This is a genomic window from Mycolicibacterium rutilum, assembly GCF_900108565.1.
GTDB lineage: Bacteria > Actinomycetota > Actinomycetes > Mycobacteriales > Mycobacteriaceae > Mycobacterium > Mycobacterium rutilum.
The window spans coordinates 362,781-382,471 of the sequence record NZ_LT629971.1 but is presented as its reverse complement, the minus strand read 5'-3'; the positions used below and the strand labels follow the sequence as shown (position 1 = coordinate 382,471).

The following is a 19,691-nucleotide window of genomic DNA, read 5'->3' as shown; positions in this document are numbered from 1 at the left end:
ACCCGCCGACCATGGCTGTGAATGTGGAACCCGGAACTGTGGTGGTTTTCACCGACGTGGTGTGCGGCTGGTCGACTGTCGCGTTGCACCGCTTCTATCAAGCGCGTCGACGTGCCGGCCTCGACGACCGGCTCCGCGTCGACCACCAGTTGTTCCTACTCGAGGACGTCAACCGCTTCGCGATCCCGAAACGACTGCTGGACACCGAAATTCCGGTCGTCGGGGCGCTTGCACCCGATTTCGGCTGGAGTCCATGGCAGGGCGAGCCCTCGACGTGGCCCATCACGTCGTTGCTGCCCAACGAAGCCGTGCACGCCGCGAAGCGACAGTCCCCGCAGGCGGCCGAGGATCTCGACATGGCGTTGCGGCACGCGTTCTTCACCGACAGCAGGCCGATATCGCTGTTGCACGAGATCGTCGACGTCGCACAGGGGTGTGACAGCGTCGACGCCGAGACCCTGCGCCACGATCTCGACGACGGCGCGGCGCGCGGCGAGATGATGCGCAGCTACCGCCAGCACGCCGACGAGGTGCAGGGCAGCCCGCACTTCTTCTTCCCCGACGGCTCGGATGTGCACAACCCCGGCATCGAGATCGAGTCGCAAGGCGAGCCGGGCGCCGGTTTCCCGGTTGTCACGAAGGACGATCCGTCGGCGATCGACGAACTGCTCAAGCGCTGCGTTTGACGGCTTCGCGCACGGGTAGCCGACGCGGATTGTCGAACAGGAAGCGAAGAATCGTGAAAGCAGTCGTATTCAAGGGCGTGGGTGAGATCGGCGTCGATGACGTGGCGGACCCCAAACTCGAACAACCGACCGACGCGATCATCCGGATCACCACGTCGGCGATCTGCGGGACCGATCTGCACCTGATCCGCGGCACCATGCCCGGCATGAAGGCAGGAACGGTGCTGGGGCATGAGGCCGTCGGAGTCGTCGAGGAGACCGGCGATGGTGTGCGCGGCTTCTCGCCCGGCGAGCGGGTGGTGGTCTGCTCGACGGTGTCGTGCGGAACGTGCTCCTATTGTCGCGCGGGCTATTTCTCACAGTGCGACAACGCAAACCCGAACGGTCCATCCGCCGGCACAAGTTTCTTCGGCGGGCCCGAGGCCACGGGTCCGGTCAATGGGTTGCAAGCCGAGTACGCCCGCATCCCGTATGCGATGTCCACGCTGGTGAAGGTGCCCGACTCGGTGACCGACGACCAGGCGATCATGGTCTCCGATGTGCTGCCCACCGGGTGGTTCGGCGCGCGACTGGCGGAGGTCGGCGAGGGCGACACGGTTGCGGTGTTCGGCGCCGGTGTGGTCGGCCAGTGCGCGATCGCGTCAGCGAAAAGGCAAGGAGCGGGCCGCATTCTGGTGATCGACGGTATCGAGGAACGCCTCGAAGTCGCTCGCCGTCAGAATGCCGAACCGATCAACTTCAACACCGAGGATCCGATCGCAGCGATTCAGGAACTGACGGGTGGGATCGGCGCCGATCGCGTGATCGACGCGGTGGGAGTCGACGCGCAGCGTCCGAAACACGGGCCGGCTGCTGACAATCTCCCGGTCGACGAGGAGACGTTCGAGGCCGAGCGTCGGGCAGCGGCACCGGAAGGCGACACGTCGTCCGATCAGTGGCTGCCCGGTGACGCGCCCAGCCTGGTGGCGCGCTGGGCCGTGCAGGCCGTCGCCAAGGCCGGCAGCATCGGGATCATCGGCGTGTATCCGCCGGGGTTCTCCGCCTTCCCTCTCGGCGACATGATGAACCGCAACCTCACGGTTAAGGCCGGCAACTGCCCGCACCGCCGTTTCGTGCCGAAGCTGCTCGGCATGGTCGGCGGCGGCCAGTTGGACCCGACCACCTTCATCACCCAACACAGCGAACCGTTGGCCATGGATCAGGCGTACGAGCGGTTCGACCTGCGTAAAGAAGGCTGGCTGAAGACGGTCGTGCCGATGGGTTAGCGATTTCCTATTCCTTTCGCGGCGCGGCGCTCGTACTCTATTAGGCATGAGTACAACAACGGCGCTGCCGCCCGGCCCGCGGCTGCCGTCGATCGCGATGTCGCTGCTGATGCTGCGCTGGTGGCCCCGCGTGGTGGCGCTGGCCCAGCGTCGCTACGGAAAGGTCTTCACGCTGACCAACTCCGTCATGGGGCAGATGGTGTATCTGGCCGACCCCGCCGACATCAAGACCGTCTTCGCCGGCGACCCACGGATTTTCCATGCGGGCGAGGCGAATTCGATGTTGTCGGGGTTGCTCGGCGATTCCTCGGTGCTGGTGATCGACGAGGACGTGCACCGGGACCGCCGCCGCTCGATGATGGCGCCGTTCCACCGGGACGCGGTCGCGCGCCAAGCCGCGGTGATGGCCGAGATCGCCGCGGACAACATCGCCGGCTGGCCCGTCGGCAGGCCCTTCGCCGTGGCGCCGAAGATGGCCGAGATCACGCTCGAAGTGATCCTGCGGACGGTGATCGGCGCCAGCGACCCGGCCCGGCTCGCGGCGCTGCGCGACGTGATGCCGCGACTGTTGAGTGTCGGGCCGTGGGAGTCGCTGGCGATCGCGAGGCCGGAACTGATCGAGCGCCGGCCCTGGCGGCGGCTGCGCCGGCTCATGGCGGAGGCCGACCGGCTGCTCTACGCCGAGATCGCCGACCGCCGTGCGGATCCGGATCTCGCCGACCGCACCGACGCGCTGGCGATGCTGGTGCGCGTCGGCGCCGACGACGGTTCGGCCATGACCGACAAGGAACTGCGCGACCAGTTGATCACCCTGTTGGTGGCCGGTCACGACACCACCGCGACCGGACTGTCCTGGGCGCTGGAGAGATTGACGCGACACCCAGATCTGCTCGTCGCCGCGGTGCGCGCGGCGGACGACGGCGACGACGAGTACCTCGACGCAATTGACAAGGAGACGTTGCGAATTCGGCCGGTGGTGCCCGACGTCGGCCGGATCCTCACCGAACCCGTCGAGATCGCGGGGTACCGGCTACCCGCCGGGGTGATGGTGGTGCCCAGCATCACGCTCGTGCACGACGACGCCGAGATCTATCCCGACCCCGACCGCTTCGAACCGGACCGCATGCTCGGCGCGACGTTGAGCCCGACGACGTGGCTGCCGTTCGGCGGCGGCAATCGACGTTGTCTCGGTGCAGGTTTCGCGATGGTCGAGATGCGGGTGGTGCTGCGCGAGGTGCTGCGCCGGGTCGAATTGGCGACGACCACCTCGCCCGGCGAACGGCCGAGGATCAAACACGTGATTCTGACGCCGCACCGCGGCGCGCGCATCACCGTGCGGACGCGCAGACAGGTTGCCGACGCCGCCGTCGAGGCGGTCCGCACGGATAGCGCTGCGCTACAACAGGATTGACGCGGACGCGGCGGCGGGCGAAAACCCCAACACCCGCCGCCGCTTCACCCGCGACGCGAAATAGCTCAGGGAATGTCGGTGGCGGGCACGCTGCCGCAGCCCACACCGGGGATGCAACCGGCCGCACCGCCCGGTCCGGCGGTGCCTGACGGGCCGCCGGGGATCGCGCCCGTTGCACCCTCAGGTCCGGCAACGCCCCCGGGACCACCCGGGATGACGCCGGACGCACCCTCGGGGCCGGCCACGCCCGCCGGGCCACCGGGGATCGCACCCGCGGCGCCCTCCGGTCCGGCGACGCCGCCCGGTCCACCCGGAACCGCACCCGCGACCGCGGGCGCACCCGGAGGCGGCGGGGGAACAGGCGCGCCAGGAGGCGGCGGCGGAGGCGGAACCCATGCCCCCGGTGCGGCGGGCGGCGGCGGCGCAGGTGCCGCGCAGCCCGTGCCGGCAGGATCAACACATCCCGCCAGGCCACCGGCCGGCAGGAATGACGGAGAAGCTAAGCCTGTTGGCGCAGCCGCGATCGCCGCGGCGGCCGCACCGGCCAGCAGAAGCGGTGAGAACCTCTTCAAGTTGATCAACATGCTCGTGCTTTTACCACCGGCAGCAAAGCTCAAACCTCGAAGTGCTACCTCAGTCCTGCACAGCCTTTGCGAGCGTGACCAACCGGGTCAGCGTCGCGGCGTCGCCGTCGAGCGCTCGCGTTGCCTCCCGCACCACCCGCAACACCACCCACGCCCGTGCGAGGTCCTCGTCGAAACCGGCGGCGTCCACTAGCGCATAGAACCGGCGCTGCACGCCATGGCGCGCGTCGTCGGCGATCTCCTCCCAGCGCGTCCACAACATCGGGGCGATCTCGAAGTGCGGGTCGCCGTTGACCGGTCGCGGCGCGATCGCCAGCCACGGCGCGCGGTCGGCGGCCAGCACGGTGCCGTAGTGCAGGTTGCCGTGCACGACGGTCTCGGCGGGTGCGCCGGCCAGCTCACGGGCCCGCACCGACGCCTGCTCGACCAGCCGGTGCGGTATGGGCGCACCCCGGGGCAGCGCGTCGAAGTCCTCCGCCCACTGCGCCAGAAGCGTTGGCGCTGAGGGTAATTGCGGCATCGCGGGTACGTGTAGGTCACGGTAGAGTTCGGCGACCACCCGGCAGGCGTCGACGTCGGTCAGCGATTCGAGGGTGCGGGGACCGGCTCGTTCGGTCAGCACTGCCCGTCGGCGCGGATCAGCCCGCAGTAGTCGCACCGCGCCGCGTCCGGCCCAGCGGCGTAACACCAGATGTTCGTGCGGGGACGCCCCGAGCTTGAGCACAGCCCGGGCGCCGTCCTCGGTGCGCACCGGCAGCACCATGGGGTCGGCGAAGGGGCCGCCGTCGGGGCGCAGCCGCCACTCGTCGATCAGGTCAGCCGTGTCGGTTCGTGGTTCCGCCATCGTCGGCGAGGCTAGCGATGTCGCGGTCCCACGCGGCGTAGCGCATGCGCCTCAGGCAGGGCCGCGCGATCGCGACGGAGCCCGCCGCAACTCCGGCCACCGCGAGCCAGAACGTGATCGCGGCGATCGTCCCGTCCAGCCCGGCGCGCCACCACGGGTCCAGCGGCACCATTCGCCGCCCGTCCTGGTCGACGACGATGTCGATGTTCTGGCCGGCCCGCACCGGCTTGTCCCACTGGAAGCGCCCGACGTGTTCGGTGCCGCCGAAGTCCCACGCGGCTTGCACCACGCTGACGTTGGTCCGCGGCAGCGTCGGGCTGGCCTGGGTCACGGTGGCCGTGATCTGCACGTGGCGCTCGGCCTCGGCGGCGTAGGCCTGGCCGCGTTCGTCGTGGATGGCGGTGGCCATCGCGGCGGCGATGGGAATCGCGACCAGCACGGCGGCGACCGCCATCGCGGCGATCATGGCTTCGATGCGGTCGCTGGTTCGCACCAGCGGATTGCGGCCCAACGCATGGCACCACCGCCAGCGCCACCACCCGAACGTGACCGTTTCCACCCCTGTCTCCCTCGATCGACCACGGGTGGGATTGACCGAGGTGAGGGCTTCAAACCTGGTATGCCCTCACCGCTGCACGGGCCGCACGACGATCTCGTTGACGTCGACGCCCGGCGGTTGGTGCACGGCGTAGGCGACGGCGTTGCCGATGGCGTCGGGATCGAGCGCATGACGCCGGTATTCGGCCATGTATTCCTTGGCGCCCGGGTCGCTGATCGTGTCCGCCAGCTCGCTTTCGACGACGCCGGGGGAGACCGTCGTGACCCGGATTCCCGGCGGCGATTCCATCCGGAGCCCTTCGGTGATCGCCCAAGCCGCGTACTTGGTGCCGCAGTACACCGCGGCGGTGGTCGTGACCGAGTGCGCCCCGATCGAGGCCATCGTGATGAAGTGGCCGCTGCCCTGCCGGGTGAAGTGGGGCAGCGCGGCGTGGATGCCGTGCAGCAGACCGCGCACGTTGACGTCGATCATGCGGTCCCACTCGTCGACGAGCCCGGCGTCGAGCCGCGACAGCGGCATCACCCCGGCGTTGGCGATGAACACGTCGAGGCGGCCGTGCCGGGCGACGGTGTCGTCCACTGCCGCGCGCACGGCGTCGCGGTCGGCGACGTCGAGGGTGCAGGGCTCGATGGTGGGGTGGTGTTCGGCGAGTTCAGTCAGCCGCTCGGTGCGCCGGGCCGCCGCGACCACGCGGAGGCCGTCGGCGGCCAGGCGAGTGGCCACAGCCCGTCCGATGCCGCTGCTGGCGCCGGTGACGAATGCGACTTTGGGGTCGATCATGGGTCGCGCTCTCCTGGATCGGTGTTGTTGTTCACCCCAACTTTGGTGCGGCGCAGCAACACCGGGAAGGGCGCGGGTTTCCTGGGAGTGCTGCACCCACCCTCGCGGCGGCGGTGCGCCGTAGCATTGCGCCATGGCCGACACCGAGCTGGGGGAATACCTGCGCGCCGCCCGCGCCGCGGTGAGCCCGGAGTCGGTCGGCCTGCCGCGCGCCGGTCACCGGCGGGTGGCCGGGCTGCGCCGGGAGGAAGTGGCGTTGTTGGCGGGCTTGAGCGTCGACTACTTCACGCGCCTCGAGCAGGGCCGCGAACGGTCACCGTCGGCGCAGGTGGTCGAGGCGCTCGCCACGGCGCTGCGCCTCGGTGACGACGGCCGCCGGCATCTGTACCGGTTGGCCGGGCACATTCCCCGCGACGACGTGGCGGTCGTCGACCAGGTCGAGCCGGCGCTGCTCGACCTGATGGCAGCGTGGCCGGACAACCCGGCGATCGTCTACAACATCGCCTATGACGTGTTGGCCTCCAACAAGATTGCCGATGCGCTGTTCCACGACTGGACCCACTCGCGCAACCTGATGCACGTCGTGTTCACCGATCCCGGCGCCCGCGCGTTCTACCGCGACTGGGACAAGGCGGCGGCGAACGCGGTCGCCGGCTTCCGCCTCAACCACGGCCGGTCGCCGAACCACCCGCGCATCCAGCGGGTGTTGAGCGAATTACTCGCGGCCAGCGACGAGTTCACCCGTCTTTGGGAGCGGCACGACGCCCGCGGAAAAGCGTTGGAGACCAAGCGGTTCTACCATCACGAGGTCGGTGAGCTGACGCTGTCGATGCAGACGTTCGACGTGCGGTCGGCACCCGGTCAGGAACTGGTCGTGTATCACGCGGCACCGAACTCGACCGACGCGCACGCGCTGAAGCTGCTGGGCTCCCTCGCGGTGACCGACAGCGAGCCCGCAGGCTAGCTTCGCTGTGAATCGGCCGAAACCCGCCATGGCGTGACGGGCCCGCCGGTAGACACATAGGTATGGGTGCGGGGACATACGTGGGTCGAGTCGGCGGGTTGGCGGTTGCGCTGGGCATCGGGACGGCGGTGTTCACCGGACACGGCGTGGCCTCCGCCGAACCGTCGGACACCTCGGCGTCGACGTCGGGAACATCGCAATCGAGTTCCTCCGAATCGAAAGCCGACACCAAGAAGGCCGACGCCAAGAAGCCCGACACCACGGTGTCCGGTGCCGCCAAAGAGGACGACACCGAGAAGGAAGACGACACCAAAGACACCAAGGCCACCAAGGACGACGACGACAAGGCCGACGAAGAACCCAAGGACGAATCCGACGAGCCCGACGAACCGGCCAACAAACCCAAAAAGCAAGCGACGGTCGCCGTTTCGCAGCCGGACGAAGCGGTCGACAAGCCGGCCGCCGACGACGGCGAGGACGAACCGGCGCCCGTGGAGACCGCGGCGTGGACGCTGGCCGCCGCCAGCCGGCGCGAGATCGGGGCGTCGCAGGACGAGTCCCCAGCTGCCGCCAACAGTGTCAGCGCGACACCCGTCGCCGCCACCACCGTCGTCGCCAAACCGTCGACGCCTCTGCTGACCCCGCTGCAGCACGTACCGATCTTCGGCCCGCTGTTCGTCACCCCGGTGGTCGCGGCGCTCAAACAGGTGCCGTTCGTCGGCGACATCCTGCACCCGATCATCGGCTACCCGGTCGGCTTCACCGGCGGCACCACACCCCGCGACGTGCACGTCATCTCCGCCGACGGCACCGCGATCTACGTCCACTTCTTCCCCGCCCAGGGCGCCAACACCGGCAAGGTCGCGCCGACGATCCTCAACGGCCCCGGACTCGGCCTGCCGGGCGAGACCAACCCGCTCGCGCAGGACAACCCGTTCATGCCCAACCAGGTCATCGGGATGGCGCCGCTGCTGCAGGGCGGCTACAACGTCGTCACCTGGGATCCGCGCGGCGAATGGCAATCCGGCGGCGTCCTGCAGATCGACAACCCCGCCTACGAGGGCCAGGACATGAAGGCGATCCTGGACTGGATCGCCCAGCAACCCGAGGTCCAGCTTGACGCGCCGGGCGACCCGCGGATCGGGATGGTCGGCGCCTCCTACGGCGGCGGAATCCAATTGGTCACCGCCGCAATCGATCACCGGGTCGACGCGATCGCGCCGACGATCGCCTGGAACAACCTCAACACCTCGCTGTACAACGCCGGCGCGGTGAAGACCAGCTGGGGCGCGATCCTCACCGCCGCGCTGCTGCTCACCGGCGCCCGGGTCAACCCGCAGATCTACGGCGCAGTCGCGACCGGGCTGTTCACCGGCCAGATCACGCCCGCCCAGCAGGACTTCCTCGACCAACGCAGCCCCGACCGGTTGCTCGACCAGATCACCGCGCCGACCCTGCTGCTGCAGGGCACCGTCGACACGCTGTTCTCGCTGCAGGAGGCGCACGACAACGCGATCGCGTTGATCGGCAACGGGGTTCCGACCAAGGTCGTGTGGTTCTGCGGCGGTCACGGCGCCTGCATCAGCAGCGGTAACGACGGCACGCTGATCGAGGAAGCGACGATGAACTGGCTCGACAGGTACGTGATGGGCCTGGCAGTCAGCACCGGCCCGCAGTTCGAGTGGGTCGACCAGAAGGGCCGGCGCTTCGGTTCCAGCCAGTACCCGGTGACGCCGGGACCGGCGCTGGCGGTGCAGACCACCATCAGTGAGACGCTCGGGCTGTACCAGTTCTTCAACGGCTCGGGCCCGAATCTGCGTGCGCTGCAAGCGGGCCCGATCGGCGCGCTACTGGGCATCCTGTCCAGCTCGCGCGCCGCCAACGCCGTAAACGTCACGCTGCCCGCCCAGCAGACCACCCAATACCTCGTCGGCGCACCGCAATTGGAGTTCACCTACTCCGGAACGGGTGAGGCTCGGCACGTCTACGCCCAACTCGTCGACGACGAGACCGGGCTGGTGCTCGGCAACCAGGTGACGCCGATACCGGTGACGCTCGACGGTGAGGAACACGTCGCCACCGTCTCCCTCGAACAGATCGCGCACACGCTCGAACCGGGCCAGACGGTGACCCTGCAGATCGTCGCGTCCGCGATCCAGTACCAGGCCTTCATCACCTACGGGCGGCTCACGGTGTCCAACGTGAAGCTGTCGGTGCCGACCACCAACGCCACCGCGGTCGCACCCGCCAGCGAACTCGACGCCCTGCTGACCGCCTAGCGCTCAGCAGGGCGCGAAAGCGCTGCAATCATCGGCGGCGTCGATTATTAAGAGATTCTGGCAAACATGCGGTAACTTCAAGCGACACACGATGCGGGGTTGGCCGCTGTCGAGGGGTTAACAGGGACGGTGGATTCGACACCATTCGGGCACTATCAGCTGCAGCAGCTGATAGGCCGTGGCGGCATGGGTGAGGTCTATCGCGCCTACGACACCCGCACTGACCGCATCGTCGCGCTGAAAGTGTTGCCGCCCAGCATGGCCGCCGACGAAATCTTCCAGCAGCGCTTCCGCCGCGAATCGCAGGCCGCCGCGGGCCTCAACGACCCACATGTGGTGCCGATCCACGGTTTCGGCGAGATCGACGGCCGGCTTTACCTCGACATGCGGCTGATCGAGGGCCGCAACCTGGGCGCCATGCTCACCGACACCGGCAAGCCGATCGACATCGCGCTCGCGGTCAAGGTCGTCGAGCAGGTCGCGATGGCGCTCGACGCCGCGCACGGCGCCGGCCTGATCCACCGCGACATCAAACCGTCGAACATCCTGATCACCGACCGCGACTTCGTCTATCTCATCGACTTCGGGCTGGCCCGCACCGCCGGTGAGAAGGGTTTGACCACCGCGGGCAGCACCCTCGGCACCATGGCCTACATGGCCCCCGAACGCTTCGAGGGCAAGCCCGTCGACCCGACCGCCGACATCTACGCGCTCGCCTGCGTGCTCTACGAATGCTTGACCGGCGAGCGGCCGTATCCGGCCGACAGCCTCGAACAGCAGATCGCCGGCCACATGACCAAGGAGATCCCGAAGCCGTCGGCGATCGACCCGCGGTTGGCCGCGTTCGACGACGTGATCGCCAAGGGCATGGCCAAGAAACCGGCCAAGCGCTTCCAGAAGGCCGGCGACCTGGCCGAGGCCACGCGGCGCGCCTTCAACGCGCCGGTGCGCACGACGGGCAGCGGCAGGCACCAGGCGCGACGCAGCCCGGCGCGCACCACACGCCGACGGGTGTCGCGGCGCGTGCTGGCGGTGACCGGTTCGATCGTGTTGGTCGCCGCGCTGGGCACGTTCGGGGTGCTGCAGTGGCGCGGCGGCCCGGACCGCAGCGACGCCCGGCCGGCCAGCGTCGAGGAGAGCACCGAAACGCCCGCCCCCGGCACCGGTCCCGGTGTCGTCGAGGCCATCGCGGCCACCGTTCCCGACGACATCCGGTCGGCGGGCCGGCTCATCATCGGGGTCAACATTCCCTACGCGCCCAACGAATTCAAGGACGCCAACGGTCAGATCGTCGGCTTCGACGTCGACCTGATGAACGCGATCACCCGCACACTGGGCCTGGTGCCCGAGTACCGGGAGACCGCGTTCGAGGCGATCCTGCCGTCGGTGCGCGCCGGCGACTTCAACGTCGGGATGTCGTCGTTCACCGACACCAAGGAACGCGAGCAGCTGGTCGATTTCGTGACCTACTTCCGCGCGGGCACGCTGTGGGCGCAGCGCACCGGGTCCGGTTTCACCCCGGCCGACGCGTGCGGGCTGCGGATCGGGGTCTCGTACGCGACGCTGCAGGAGACCGACGAGATTCCCGCCAAGAACGACGAGTGCGTGGCCGCCGGCCTCGCGCCGATCGACAAGGTCGTCTACGTCAGCCAGGACGACCTCAACGCCGCGCTGCTCAACGGCGAGGTCGACGTGATGGCCGCCGATTCACCGGTCGCCGGGTTCGCGATCAAGACCTCCGGCGGTGCGTTGGAGGCCGCCGGCGATGTGTTCAACTCCGCGCCCTACGGCTGGCCGGTCGCCAAAGACTCCGGGCTCGCAGAACCGTTGCGCCAGGCGCTCGTTCATCTCATCTCGACGGGGGAGTACCGCACGATCGCGGTGATGTGGGGCGTCGAGAAGGGCATGATCTCGACCCCGGAGATCAACGGCGCGACCCGTTGACGCGACCGACGTGTAAAGTGGTGGTCAGACCGTATCCGGTCAGCACGTCCCGCGCGCCACAGTCCACGTCGGCAGCAGCGGAAATCGACTTAAGGACTTCATTCATGGAATCGTCCGACCTGTTCTCGCACCCGCAGAAGCCCGAGTTCGTCGCCGAGGACCGCGACACCACGGGCGCCGTCACCAACCCGGTGTTCTCCGATCAGCCGGAGCCCGGCAAGGGCTGATCAGCGCACGACGATCGTGTGCTCCCCGCGCGGCACCAGCTGACCGATGACCGGTGCGCCGGGGATCTCCCCGGCGATCAGCAGGCCCCCGGAGGTCTGCGCGTCGGCCAGCAGCAGCGCCTCGTCGCCGTCGACCGCGCTCAGATCGACGTGCGGGGCCACCCACTCCAGATTGCGGCGGGTACCGCCGCTGACATAGCCGTCGGCCAGCGCCTCGCGGGCACCGTCGAGGTAGGGCACCGCCGCGCTGTCGAGCACCGCGGTCACCCCGCTGGCGCGGGCCAGCTTGTGCAGATGTCCGAGCAGCCCGAAGCCTGTCACGTCAGTCGCGCACTCGACGCCGGCGCCCACTGCCGCGCGGGCGGCGTCGGCGTTCAGCGTCGTCATCACCGCGACTGCCTCCGGGAACGTCTCACCGGTGTTCTTGTGCCGGCTGTTGAGCACCCCCACACCGAGCGGCTTGGTCAACGACAGCGGCACGCCGGGCTTGCCGGCGTCGTTGCGCAGCAACCGATTCGGGTCGGCGATGCCGGTGACGGCCAGACCGTACTTGGGTTCGGGATCGTCGACGCTGTGCCCGCCGGCCAGATGGCAGCCCGCGGCGTTGCACACGTCGAGGCCGCCGCGCAGCGCCTCGGCCGCCAACTCGAACGGCAGCAGCTCGCGCGGCCAGCCCAGCAGGTTGACTGCGACGACCGGCCGCCCGCCCATCGCGTAGACGTCCGACAGGGCGTTGGTCGCCGCGATCCGGCCCCAGTCGTAGGCGTCGTCGACGACCGGGGTGAAGAAGTCCGTCGTCGCGATCAGCGCCACGCCCCCGTCGATGCGCACCGCGGCCGCGTCGTCGCCGTCGTCGAGGCCCACCAGCAGCTCGCCGACCGGATCCGTCGGCGCGGCGTGGGTCAGCCCGCGGACCACCTCTTCGAGCTCGCCGGGCGGGATCTTGCAGGCGCACCCGCCGCCGTGCGCGTACTGGGTCAGTCGATACGTCAGCTGTTCGGTCACGCCCTCCATGCTGCCTGGCATGATCGGGCGGTGGGTCAGGGAGGCGTATCCGGTCTGGTGACCGGCGCGATCTTCAAAATCGCTGAGCGGCAGATTCTGTCGCTGGCGGGTTCGATTCCCGTCCGCCTCCGCCACCCTCACCCGTCCCACACCACCTGGCCGTCCTCGCGGATGCGGGCACCTTCCGACGCGGGATGCTCGGTCAGCCGGCCGTCGTGCATGAGATGGACGACGGGCACCGACAGCCGCAGTTCGGCGACGTCGGCGACGATCCGCCGGTGACAGCGCCACCACACCGCCTCGCTGCACATCATCGCGGTGCGCTGCGTGCGCGCCTGCTCGACGAGGTCGTCGAGCGCGGCGGCGAAGGTGGGCGTGCGGGTGTAGGCGGCGTAGGCCGCGAACTGCGCGACGCGCCACCACGGGTCCTCGGGCGGCTGGTCGGGCGGCAACCGGCGGCGCCCGCCGAGCCGCTCGTCCCACCGGTACGCCAGCCCGGCTTCGGCGGCCCACGCGGTGATCGCGCCGCGCTCGACGTCGGGGTTGTGGCGGCTGTTGGGAAACCGGCGGATGTCGACGATCGCCTCGACGTCCGCGCCGCGCAGCAGCCCCGCGAGCGCGGTCCTGTCGAGCGCCCCGTGGCCGACCGAGATCAACATGTCACCGGTGTACCCGATCGGACCCATAGGCCATGATGGCTCCATGACCGATCCGCGCCGCCGGGTGCCGCGCACCGACGCGCTGCTCGCCGACCCGCGGCTCGCCGAGGCGGCGCACGTCCTCGGTCGCGCGCTGGTGAAAAGTGTTGTGGCACAGGCGCAACAGCGCGCCCGCGACGGGCAGATCCCGCCGGAGCGGGTGGCCGACGAGGCCGTCGCCGCCCTGCCGCACAGCGCGGCGAGGCTGCGGCCCGTGATCAACGCCACCGGAGTCGTCGTGCACACCAACCTCGGGCGGGCGCCGCTGTCGCGGGCGGCGGTCGACGCGGTCGTCACCGCCAGCGGCGCGACGGACGTCGAGTTCGACCTCGAGACCGGCCGCCGGGCCCGCCGGGGTCGCGGCGCCCTGGCTGCGCTGGCGGCGGCGGTGCCGTCCGCCGGCGGCGTGCACGTCGTCAACAACAACGCCGCCGCGCTGCTGTTGGCAGCGATGACGCTGGCCCCGAGCAAGGAGATCGTGGTCAGCCGCGGCGAGCTCATCGAGATCGGCGACGGGTTCCGGCTGCCGGAGCTGATGCAGTCGACGGGCTCGCGGTTCCGCGAGGTCGGCACCACCAACCGCACCCACCTGCGCGATTACGCCGACGCGCTGGGCCCCGACACCGGCTTCATCCTCAAGGTGCACCCGTCGAACTACACCGTCGGCGGGTTCACCTCGGCGGTCGGCGTGCGCGACCTGGCCGCCCTCGAGGTCCCCGTGGTGGCCGACATCGGGTCCGGCCTGCTCACCCCGCATCCGCTGCTGCCCGACGAGCCCGATGCCACCACGATGCTGCGCGACGGCGCCGACCTGGTCACCGCCAGCGGGGACAAACTGCTCGGCGGTCCGCAGGCGGGCCTGCTGTTCGGCGACGCCGAGCTGATCGAACGGCTGCGCAGGCACCCCGCCGCGCGGGCGCTGCGCGTCGACAAGCTGACGCTGGCCGCGCTGGAGGCCACGCTGGTCGGCCCGCCGCCGCCGGTGCTGCAGGCGCTCGACGCCGACGTCGCCGACCTGCGGGCCCGCGCGCAGCGACTGGCCGCGCAGCTGCCGCGCGCCCAGGTGGTGGACTGCGTCGCCGCGGTCGGCGGCGGCGGCGCACCCGACGTCGAGCTGCCCAGCGCCGCGGTCAGCCTGCCCGAGTCCTACGCCAGGCCGCTGCGGACCGGCACCCCGGCAGTGGTCGGCCGGCTGGAGAGCGGCCGCTGTCTGCTCGACCTGCGCACGGTCGCCGCCGCTGACGACGACCTGCTCGCCAAGGCGGTCCTGGCGTGTACGTCGTAGCGACGGCCGGCCACGTCGACCACGGAAAGTCCACGCTCGTCGAACGCCTCACCGGCATGTGGCCGGACCGGCTGGCCGAAGAGCAGCGCCGCGGCCTGACCATCGACCTCGGGTTCGCGTGGACGACCCTGGACGGGCGCGAGGTCGCGTTCGTCGACGTGCCCGGCCACGAACGGTTCGTCGCGAACATGCTGGCCGGAGTCGGACCCGTCCCGGCGGTCGTCTTCGTCGTCGCCGCGACCGAGGGGTGGATGCCGCAATCCGACGAACACCTCGACGCGCTGCGGGCGTTGGGCGTGCGCCATCTGCTGGTGGTGATCAGCAAGGCCGACCTCGCCGACCCGACGTCCGCTCTGGCGCAGGTGCGCGAGCGGCTGCCCGACGCGCCGGTGGTGCTCGGCACCGATATCGAAGCCGTTCAACAGCAGGTGATCTCGATGATCGACGCGCTGCCGGTTCCCGACCGCGACGCCGATGTGCGGCTGTGGGTGGACCGGTCGTTCACCGTGCGCGGCGCGGGCACCGTGGTGACGGGAACGCTGGCGGCGGGCACGCTGCGGGTCGGCGACGAACTCGAACACGCGGGACGACGGTTGACGGTCCGCGGCCTGCAGTCGCTGGGCCGCGACCGCGACCGGGTCGAGGCGGTCGCGCGGGTCGCGGTGAACCTGCGCGGCATCGAGCGCCACCACATCGGCCGCGGCGACACCGTGCGCACACCCGGCGCGTGGCTGGACACCAGCGAAATCGACGTGCTGCTCAGGCGTTCCGGTGAACTGCACCGGCAGCTGGTGCTGCACATCGGGTCGGCGGCGGTGCCGGTGCAGGTGCGCCCGCTCGGCGAGACCGGAGCCCGGTTGCGGTTGACCCGGCCGCTGCCGCTGCGCATCGGCGACGTCGGGCTGTTACGGGACCCGGGTGAGCACCGGATCGCCGCGGGCGTCGAGGTGCTCGACGTGCGGCCACCGGCGCTGCGCCGACGCGGCGCGGCCCGGGAGCGCGGCGCGGAACTGGCGACCGGCCGCGTGCGCCGCCCGGAATTCGCGCGGGTGAACGAGCTGCGCGCCATGGGTTTTGACACCGACGGCACCCGGGTCGGCGAGTGGGTCGTTGACGACGACTGGTGGGCGCAGTGCCGTCAGCAGATGCTCGCGGCGCTGGACGCGTGGACGGCCGGGCATGACGTCGCGGCCGGGATGCCGCTGGAGGCGCTGCGACAGCAGGCCGGGCTGCCGGCCGCCGACCTGTTGCCCCCGCTGCTCGCCGGCACCGGGCTGCAGGTGGTCGACGGCGTGGTGCGCCGGCCCGACGCGGGGCTACCAGAGCGGGTCGACAAGGCCGTGCGCACGGTGGAGGAGTGGTTGGCCGCCGAGCCGTTCCGCGCGCCGGAGGCCGACGAACTGGCCGACCTGCACCTCGGTCCGCGCGAGCTCGCCGCGGCAGTGCGTGCGGGGCGGCTGGCCAGGATCGCCGACGGTGTGGTGCTCGGCCCGGACGTCTACGACCGCGCCGCGAAAGTCCTTGCGGGACTGGCGCAGCCGTTCACCGTCGCCGAGGCCAAGCGTGCGCTGAACACCACCCGCCGGGTCGCGGTGCCGCTGCTCGAACAGCTCGACGCCCGAAGGCTTACCCGCCGTGCACCCGACGGCACCCGCACGCTGCTCTGAGCCCGTCTTCTCCCCGCCGTGGGTTTGGCCGTCGACCGCCCGGGTACGCCGCGCGGATACGGAAGGAGCAACCATGGCGGACACCAAGACAGGCAATATCGTCGACGACATCATCGCCGACCACCGCGAGTTCGAAAGCGTCTTCAGCGAGATCGAATCCGCGGGCGATCCCCGAACCCAACCCGAGCTCGTCGAGCACGTGATCGCCGGAATCGTGCGGCACGCGGTGGCCGAGGAGGAGTACGTGTATCCGGCGGCGCGCGACATCGTGCCCAACGGCGACGAGATGGTCGACCACGAGATCCAGGAGCACTCGGAGGCCGAGGAGGTCATGAAGGAGATCGAAAAGGTCGGCACCGATGATCCCAAGTACGACGAGCTCGTCCGCAAGCTCATCGCCGACATCCGCCACCACATCGAGGACGAAGAGAACGATCTGCTGGCGAAGATGCGCATCGCGGCGACCTCCGACCAGTTGCGCGAGCTCAGCGAGAAGTTCCACCGGGCCAAGAAGATGGCACCCACCCGCCCTCATCCGCTCGCGCCCGACCATCCGCCGGCCAACCGCATCCTCGCGCCGGGCGCCGGGTTGGTCGACCGGTTGCGCGACGCGCTGTCCGGCCGCAACTAGCCGGCCCAGAAGCTAAGCCCGGACCAACTCCACCACCGGGATCACCCGCGTCGTGTTGCGCTGGTAGTCGCCGAACTGCGGTTCGACCGCGACCTGTTTGGCGTAGATGTCGTCGCGTTCCTGTCCGGTGAGGACCCGCGCGGTCGCCGGGAACGTCTCGGTGCCCAGCTCCACGGCGATGTCCGGATGCGCCACCAGGTTGTGATACCAGTCGGGGTTCGTGTCGGCGCCGCCCTTGCTGGCGAAGATGTAGATGCGGTCGCCGTCGAGGTAGGGCACCAGCGGGGCGATCCGCTCTGTGCCGCTCTTGGCGCCGAAATGATGCACCAGCACCAGCGGCTTGCCCTCGAACACCCCGCCCGCGCGGCCGCCGGTCTCCCGGAATTCACGAATGACGTTACGGTTCATCTCGTCGAAATCAATTGTGCTCATGCGGTTTTTCCTTCTAGGTTGTCGGACGGAAAGGCGGCGGGGTACGGCTGGCCGTAGTCGGCCGACCGTCCGACGGCTGCCCACTTGCGGTCGTCGGCCAGCAGCTTCTCGTCGTGGCGCAGGGTCCCGTCGACAGCAGTGACCCCGATCGGGAGGTGGTACGGAATGTCGTTGCGCGCAGCTATTTTCACCAGTATCTCGGCGGCTCGCTGCGGATCGCCGGCGGTGATGGCGTCGCTGCCCCGCACGGCGTTCATCGCGCCAACGGTATCGGCATAGAGGTCGGGGATCGCGTCGACGGTCATCGACGAGCCGGCCCAGTCGGTGGCGAACCCGCTGGGTTCCACGACGAGCACCCGCACACCGAACGGCGCGGTCTCGGTCTGCAGCACGCGGGAGAACCCGTCGATCGCGAACTTGGCGGCCTGATAGGACGCGATGCCGGGTGACCCGCCGACGCGGCCGCCCATCGACGAGAACTGGATGATTAGCCCGCCGCCCTGGTCGCGCAACACCGGGATCACCGCCTTCGACACGTGGTAGACACCCCAGAAGTTCGTCTCGAACTGCCGCCGGAAGTCGTCCTCGTCGCCGGTTTCGATCGGCGCCACGTTGGCGTAACCGGCGTTGTTGACGACCACATCGATGCGGCCGAAGTGATCGCGTGCTGTCGTGATTGCGCGGGAGACCGCGGCGGGATCGGTGACGTCGAGCGCCACCGGGAACACGGCGTCGGAACCGTATTTGGCGACCAGATCGTCGAGTTGCTCGGGTCGACGGGCGGTCGCCGCTACCCGGTCCCCGTTTTGTGCCACCGCCTCGACCAGTGCGCGGCCGAACCCGCGCGACGAACCGGTGATGAACCAAACTGTCATCGCAGTGTCCTTTCGTTGTGTCTGCGGGCGGCGACGAGATCGCCTGCCCAGGAGGGTCTCTGCGCCTTCTGCGGCTGTCGTAACGCCTGCGCGACGACCAGGCCCTCCAAGACTTCATCCAGCCCGGACCGCGGGTGCTGGGCCTCCGCAGCGGCGATCGCCACCGCGTACTCGGCACGCAATTGCCGCGACCCGAACTCGATGGCCACACCCGCGCGCAGGTAGTGCGGGACGGGACCGCGGCGTTCGGCGATGCCCGGCGAGGTGTGCAGTGCGATCGCCTCCCAGATCGGATCGACCGAGACCGCATCCCACCCGCGGGCGGTGAGGAATTCCGCGGCTGCATCGGCTCCTTCGACCTCGAATCGCGATGGCCCGTCGTAGATGTCGGCGGTGCCGGCGTCGTGGAACAGCGCGGCCAGCAGCAGTGCTTCCGAATCGATGTCGGCTGCGTCGCGCCGCGCCGCCTCCAACCCCAACAGGTGAGTCCTCAGACTGTGGTTGAAGATCTGCGGGTGCAGCACCGTGCGGACATGCTCGGTCGCCTCCGACACGATGGGTTGCATCACGTGTCCTCGCATCACTGGTCGAACGTCAGCACGATGCGGCCACGGACGCCGCCGGCCTCCATGGCCCGATGCGCATCGGCGGCCTTCGCGGCGGGATAGGTGGCGGCTACGCGCAAGGTCAACTTGTCCTGCTCGACAAGCGTTTTCAACTGCTCGAGCTTGTCGATGGCATGCGTGTACTGCGGGACGAAAACCTCGCGCACGTCAATCCCGTGAGACCGGCCCAGGTCGCGGTGGTCGTCGGGGCGATCTCCGCGCAGCAGCACCGCGATCTGACCGCCGTCGCGTAGCGCAGGAACGACGTCTGCGCCCTGCCACGCCCCGTCGACCGCTGCGGCTACTCCTTCGGGCCACCACTGTCTGATGCGCGCTCCGATTCCCGGTCCGCGGGGCACGATCTGATCTGCGCCCAGCGCGACGACCAGGTTCTCGTCGGCGGGTGCGGCGTCGGCGATGACGCGCAGACCGTCGACTTTCGCCAGCTGAACCGCATATCCGCCGACGGCTCCCGCGGCGCCCGTGACTGCGATTGTCTCTCCGGCAGGCAGATTCAGTAGGTCGATGGCCAGACGCGCGGTCAGGCCGTTCATCGGCAAGGTGGCGGCCTCGGCGAGCGTCGCCCCGTTCGGGACGTGGGTCACCTGGTCCGGGTCGACGACGAGGTATTGGGCGTAGGCGCCGCCGGTGGCGTCGATCGGCATGACGATTGCCATGACGCGGTCGCCGACTCGCAGGTCGGTGCGGGCATCGGGCCCAATCTCGTCCACCACGCCGGCCGCTTCCATCCCCGGCACGTACGGGGGCCGCAGCGGCCCGTCGCGCAGCGCGGCGTCCAGAACGCCGGTGCGCAGCAGGACGTCGCCCGGATTGACCGTCGCGGCGTGTACGCGCAGCCGCACCTGCGTCGGCCCGGTCACGGGCCGGGGGACCTCGACGAGTTCGAGTGCATCGGGCCCGCCGTACTCGCGCACACCGACCGCCGTCAT

Annotated in this window: 20 protein-coding genes and 1 tRNA gene; 11 read left to right on the top strand and 10 right to left on the bottom strand. The window is 69.8% G+C overall.

Annotation, left to right across the window (positions count from 1 at the left end; all coding sequences use genetic code 11):
• The first annotated feature begins 11 nt into the window (after positions 1-11).
• From BLW81_RS01775 to BLW81_RS01765, 3 genes are read left to right on the top strand one after another with little or no spacing between them, the layout of a single operon-like run.
• The gene (locus BLW81_RS01775) at positions 12-686 is read left to right on the top strand and encodes a DsbA family oxidoreductase (RefSeq protein ID WP_173839564.1); all 675 of its coding nucleotides are present in this window, start codon (positions 12-14) and stop codon (positions 684-686) included.
• 53 nt (positions 687-739) lie between these two features.
• Complete coding sequence (locus tag BLW81_RS01770; RefSeq protein WP_083405701.1) at positions 740-1,951, top strand: alcohol dehydrogenase catalytic domain-containing protein; 1,212 nt, start codon at positions 740-742, stop codon at positions 1,949-1,951.
• A 46-nt stretch (positions 1,952-1,997) separates the two neighbouring features.
• Positions 1,998-3,362, top strand: coding sequence for a cytochrome P450 (locus BLW81_RS01765; RefSeq protein WP_083405700.1), 1,365 nt, complete (start codon positions 1,998-2,000; stop codon positions 3,360-3,362).
• A gap of 65 nt (positions 3,363-3,427) precedes the next feature.
• Here the strand turns inward: BLW81_RS01765 and BLW81_RS01760 are convergent, their stop codons facing one another.
• The 4 genes from BLW81_RS01760 to BLW81_RS01745 form a co-directional block, all read right to left on the bottom strand.
• Complete coding sequence (locus BLW81_RS01760) at positions 3,428-3,946, bottom strand: hypothetical protein (RefSeq protein WP_083405699.1); 519 nt, start codon at positions 3,944-3,946, stop codon at positions 3,428-3,430.
• 49 nt (positions 3,947-3,995) lie between these two features.
• Positions 3,996-4,790, bottom strand: a complete 795-nt coding sequence (locus tag BLW81_RS01755) for an aminoglycoside phosphotransferase family protein (protein WP_083405698.1) — start codon at positions 4,788-4,790, stop codon at positions 3,996-3,998.
• Positions 4,762-5,349, bottom strand: a complete 588-nt coding sequence (locus tag BLW81_RS01750) for an Rv1733c family protein (protein WP_083405697.1) — start codon at positions 5,347-5,349, stop codon at positions 4,762-4,764. Before BLW81_RS01750 ends, BLW81_RS01755 begins: the two co-directional genes overlap by 29 nt.
• Positions 5,350-5,415: 66 nt before the next feature.
• Positions 5,416-6,129: an SDR family oxidoreductase gene (locus BLW81_RS01745; protein ID WP_083405696.1), complete on the bottom strand. Its 714-nt coding sequence runs from the start codon at positions 6,127-6,129 to the stop codon at positions 5,416-5,418.
• A 133-nt stretch (positions 6,130-6,262) separates the two neighbouring features.
• Between BLW81_RS01745 and BLW81_RS01740 the strand changes: the two genes are divergently transcribed.
• From BLW81_RS01740 to BLW81_RS30115, 4 genes are all read left to right on the top strand, one after another.
• A complete protein-coding gene (locus BLW81_RS01740) occupies positions 6,263-7,093 on the top strand; it encodes a helix-turn-helix transcriptional regulator (RefSeq protein ID WP_083405695.1) in 831 nt (276 codons plus the stop codon).
• A gap of 62 nt (positions 7,094-7,155) precedes the next feature.
• Positions 7,156-9,372 carry a S15 peptidase family protein gene (locus tag BLW81_RS01735; protein ID WP_235632149.1) on the top strand — a complete coding sequence of 739 codons (2,217 nt, stop codon included), beginning with the start codon at positions 7,156-7,158 and terminating at the stop codon, positions 9,370-9,372.
• A 129-nt stretch (positions 9,373-9,501) separates the two neighbouring features.
• On the top strand, positions 9,502-11,316 hold the full coding sequence (stpK7, locus tag BLW81_RS01730; RefSeq protein ID WP_083405693.1) for a serine/threonine protein kinase StpK7: 1,815 nt from the start codon (positions 9,502-9,504) through the stop codon (positions 11,314-11,316).
• Between the two features lie 104 nt (positions 11,317-11,420).
• Entirely contained in the window at positions 11,421-11,543 is a 123-nt protein-coding gene (locus BLW81_RS30115; protein ID WP_268875574.1) for a hypothetical protein, read from the top strand.
• Here the strand turns inward: BLW81_RS30115 and selD are convergent, their stop codons facing one another.
• Entirely contained in the window at positions 11,544-12,557 is a 1,014-nt protein-coding gene (selD, locus tag BLW81_RS01725; RefSeq protein ID WP_407662370.1) for a selenide, water dikinase SelD, read from the bottom strand.
• Positions 12,558-12,587: 30 nt separating this feature from the next.
• Between selD and BLW81_RS01720 the strand changes: the two genes are divergently transcribed.
• Positions 12,588-12,682: transfer RNA gene (locus BLW81_RS01720), tRNA-Sec, on the top strand.
• 3 nt (positions 12,683-12,685) lie between these two features.
• Here the strand turns inward: BLW81_RS01720 and BLW81_RS01715 are convergent.
• The gene (locus BLW81_RS01715) at positions 12,686-13,207 is read right to left on the bottom strand and encodes a DUF488 domain-containing protein (RefSeq protein WP_083410260.1); all 522 of its coding nucleotides are present in this window, start codon (positions 13,205-13,207) and stop codon (positions 12,686-12,688) included.
• Positions 13,208-13,250: 43 nt separating this feature from the next.
• Here BLW81_RS01715 and selA point away from each other — a divergent pair, with 43 nt between their 5' ends.
• The 3 genes from selA (at position 13,251) to BLW81_RS01700 (ending at position 16,829) form a co-directional block, all read left to right on the top strand.
• Positions 13,251-14,531: an L-seryl-tRNA(Sec) selenium transferase gene (selA, locus tag BLW81_RS01710; RefSeq protein WP_083405692.1), complete on the top strand. Its 1,281-nt coding sequence runs from the start codon at positions 13,251-13,253 to the stop codon at positions 14,529-14,531.
• Entirely contained in the window at positions 14,519-16,198 is a 1,680-nt protein-coding gene (locus tag BLW81_RS01705; protein WP_083405691.1) for a selenocysteine-specific translation elongation factor, read from the top strand. Before selA ends, BLW81_RS01705 begins: the two co-directional genes overlap by 13 nt.
• A 73-nt stretch (positions 16,199-16,271) precedes the next feature.
• Positions 16,272-16,829: a hemerythrin domain-containing protein gene (locus tag BLW81_RS01700; RefSeq protein ID WP_083405690.1), complete on the top strand. Its 558-nt coding sequence runs from the start codon at positions 16,272-16,274 to the stop codon at positions 16,827-16,829.
• Between the two features lie 12 nt (positions 16,830-16,841).
• Here the strand turns inward: BLW81_RS01700 and BLW81_RS01695 are convergent, their stop codons facing one another.
• The 4 genes from BLW81_RS01695 to BLW81_RS01680 are packed head-to-tail and all read right to left on the bottom strand — an operon-like array spanning position 16,842 to position 19,691.
• The gene (locus BLW81_RS01695) at positions 16,842-17,261 is read right to left on the bottom strand and encodes a nitroreductase family deazaflavin-dependent oxidoreductase (RefSeq protein ID WP_083405689.1); all 420 of its coding nucleotides are present in this window, start codon (positions 17,259-17,261) and stop codon (positions 16,842-16,844) included.
• Complete coding sequence (locus BLW81_RS01690) at positions 17,258-18,136, bottom strand: SDR family NAD(P)-dependent oxidoreductase (RefSeq protein ID WP_083405688.1); 879 nt, start codon at positions 18,134-18,136, stop codon at positions 17,258-17,260. Before BLW81_RS01690 ends, BLW81_RS01695 begins: the two co-directional genes overlap by 4 nt.
• Positions 18,133-18,702: an HD domain-containing protein gene (locus BLW81_RS01685; RefSeq protein WP_235632148.1), complete on the bottom strand. Its 570-nt coding sequence runs from the start codon at positions 18,700-18,702 to the stop codon at positions 18,133-18,135. Before BLW81_RS01685 ends, BLW81_RS01690 begins: the two co-directional genes overlap by 4 nt.
• A 14-nt stretch (positions 18,703-18,716) precedes the next feature.
• Positions 18,717-19,691 (bottom strand): NADP-dependent oxidoreductase, encoded by a 975-nt coding sequence (locus BLW81_RS01680; RefSeq protein WP_083410258.1) that lies wholly within the window; start codon positions 19,689-19,691, stop codon positions 18,717-18,719.

Excerpts from the sequence above, each read along its gene's own strand:
- BLW81_RS01775 (WP_173839564.1), top strand. The coding sequence starts at position 12 with ATGGCTGTGAATGTGGAACCCGGAACTGTGGTGGTTTTCACCGACGTG.
- BLW81_RS01765 (WP_083405700.1), top strand. The coding sequence starts at position 1,998 with ATGAGTACAACAACGGCGCTGCCGCCCGGCCCGCGGCTGCCGTCGATC.
- BLW81_RS01760 (WP_083405699.1), bottom strand. The coding sequence starts at position 3,946 with ATGTTGATCAACTTGAAGAGGTTCTCACCGCTTCTGCTGGCCGGTGCG.
- BLW81_RS01755 (WP_083405698.1), bottom strand. The coding sequence starts at position 4,790 with ATGGCGGAACCACGAACCGACACGGCTGACCTGATCGACGAGTGGCGG.
- BLW81_RS01745 (WP_083405696.1), bottom strand. The coding sequence starts at position 6,129 with ATGATCGACCCCAAAGTCGCATTCGTCACCGGCGCCAGCAGCGGCATC.
- BLW81_RS01740 (WP_083405695.1), top strand. The coding sequence starts at position 6,263 with ATGGCCGACACCGAGCTGGGGGAATACCTGCGCGCCGCCCGCGCCGCG.
- BLW81_RS01735 (WP_235632149.1), top strand. The coding sequence starts at position 7,156 with ATGGGTGCGGGGACATACGTGGGTCGAGTCGGCGGGTTGGCGGTTGCG.
- BLW81_RS30115 (WP_268875574.1), top strand. The coding sequence starts at position 11,421 with ATGGAATCGTCCGACCTGTTCTCGCACCCGCAGAAGCCCGAGTTCGTC.
- selD (WP_407662370.1), bottom strand. The coding sequence starts at position 12,557 with ATGGAGGGCGTGACCGAACAGCTGACGTATCGACTGACCCAGTACGCG.
- BLW81_RS01715 (WP_083410260.1), bottom strand. The coding sequence starts at position 13,207 with ATGTTGATCTCGGTCGGCCACGGGGCGCTCGACAGGACCGCGCTCGCG.
- selA (WP_083405692.1), top strand. The coding sequence starts at position 13,251 with ATGACCGATCCGCGCCGCCGGGTGCCGCGCACCGACGCGCTGCTCGCC.
- BLW81_RS01700 (WP_083405690.1), top strand. The coding sequence starts at position 16,272 with ATGGCGGACACCAAGACAGGCAATATCGTCGACGACATCATCGCCGAC.
- BLW81_RS01695 (WP_083405689.1), bottom strand. The coding sequence starts at position 17,261 with ATGAGCACAATTGATTTCGACGAGATGAACCGTAACGTCATTCGTGAA.
- BLW81_RS01690 (WP_083405688.1), bottom strand. The coding sequence starts at position 18,136 with ATGACAGTTTGGTTCATCACCGGTTCGTCGCGCGGGTTCGGCCGCGCA.
- BLW81_RS01685 (WP_235632148.1), bottom strand. The coding sequence starts at position 18,702 with ATGCAACCCATCGTGTCGGAGGCGACCGAGCATGTCCGCACGGTGCTG.
- BLW81_RS01680 (WP_083410258.1), bottom strand. The coding sequence starts at position 19,691 with ATGACGGCGGTCGGTGTGCGCGAGTACGGCGGGCCCGATGCACTCGAA.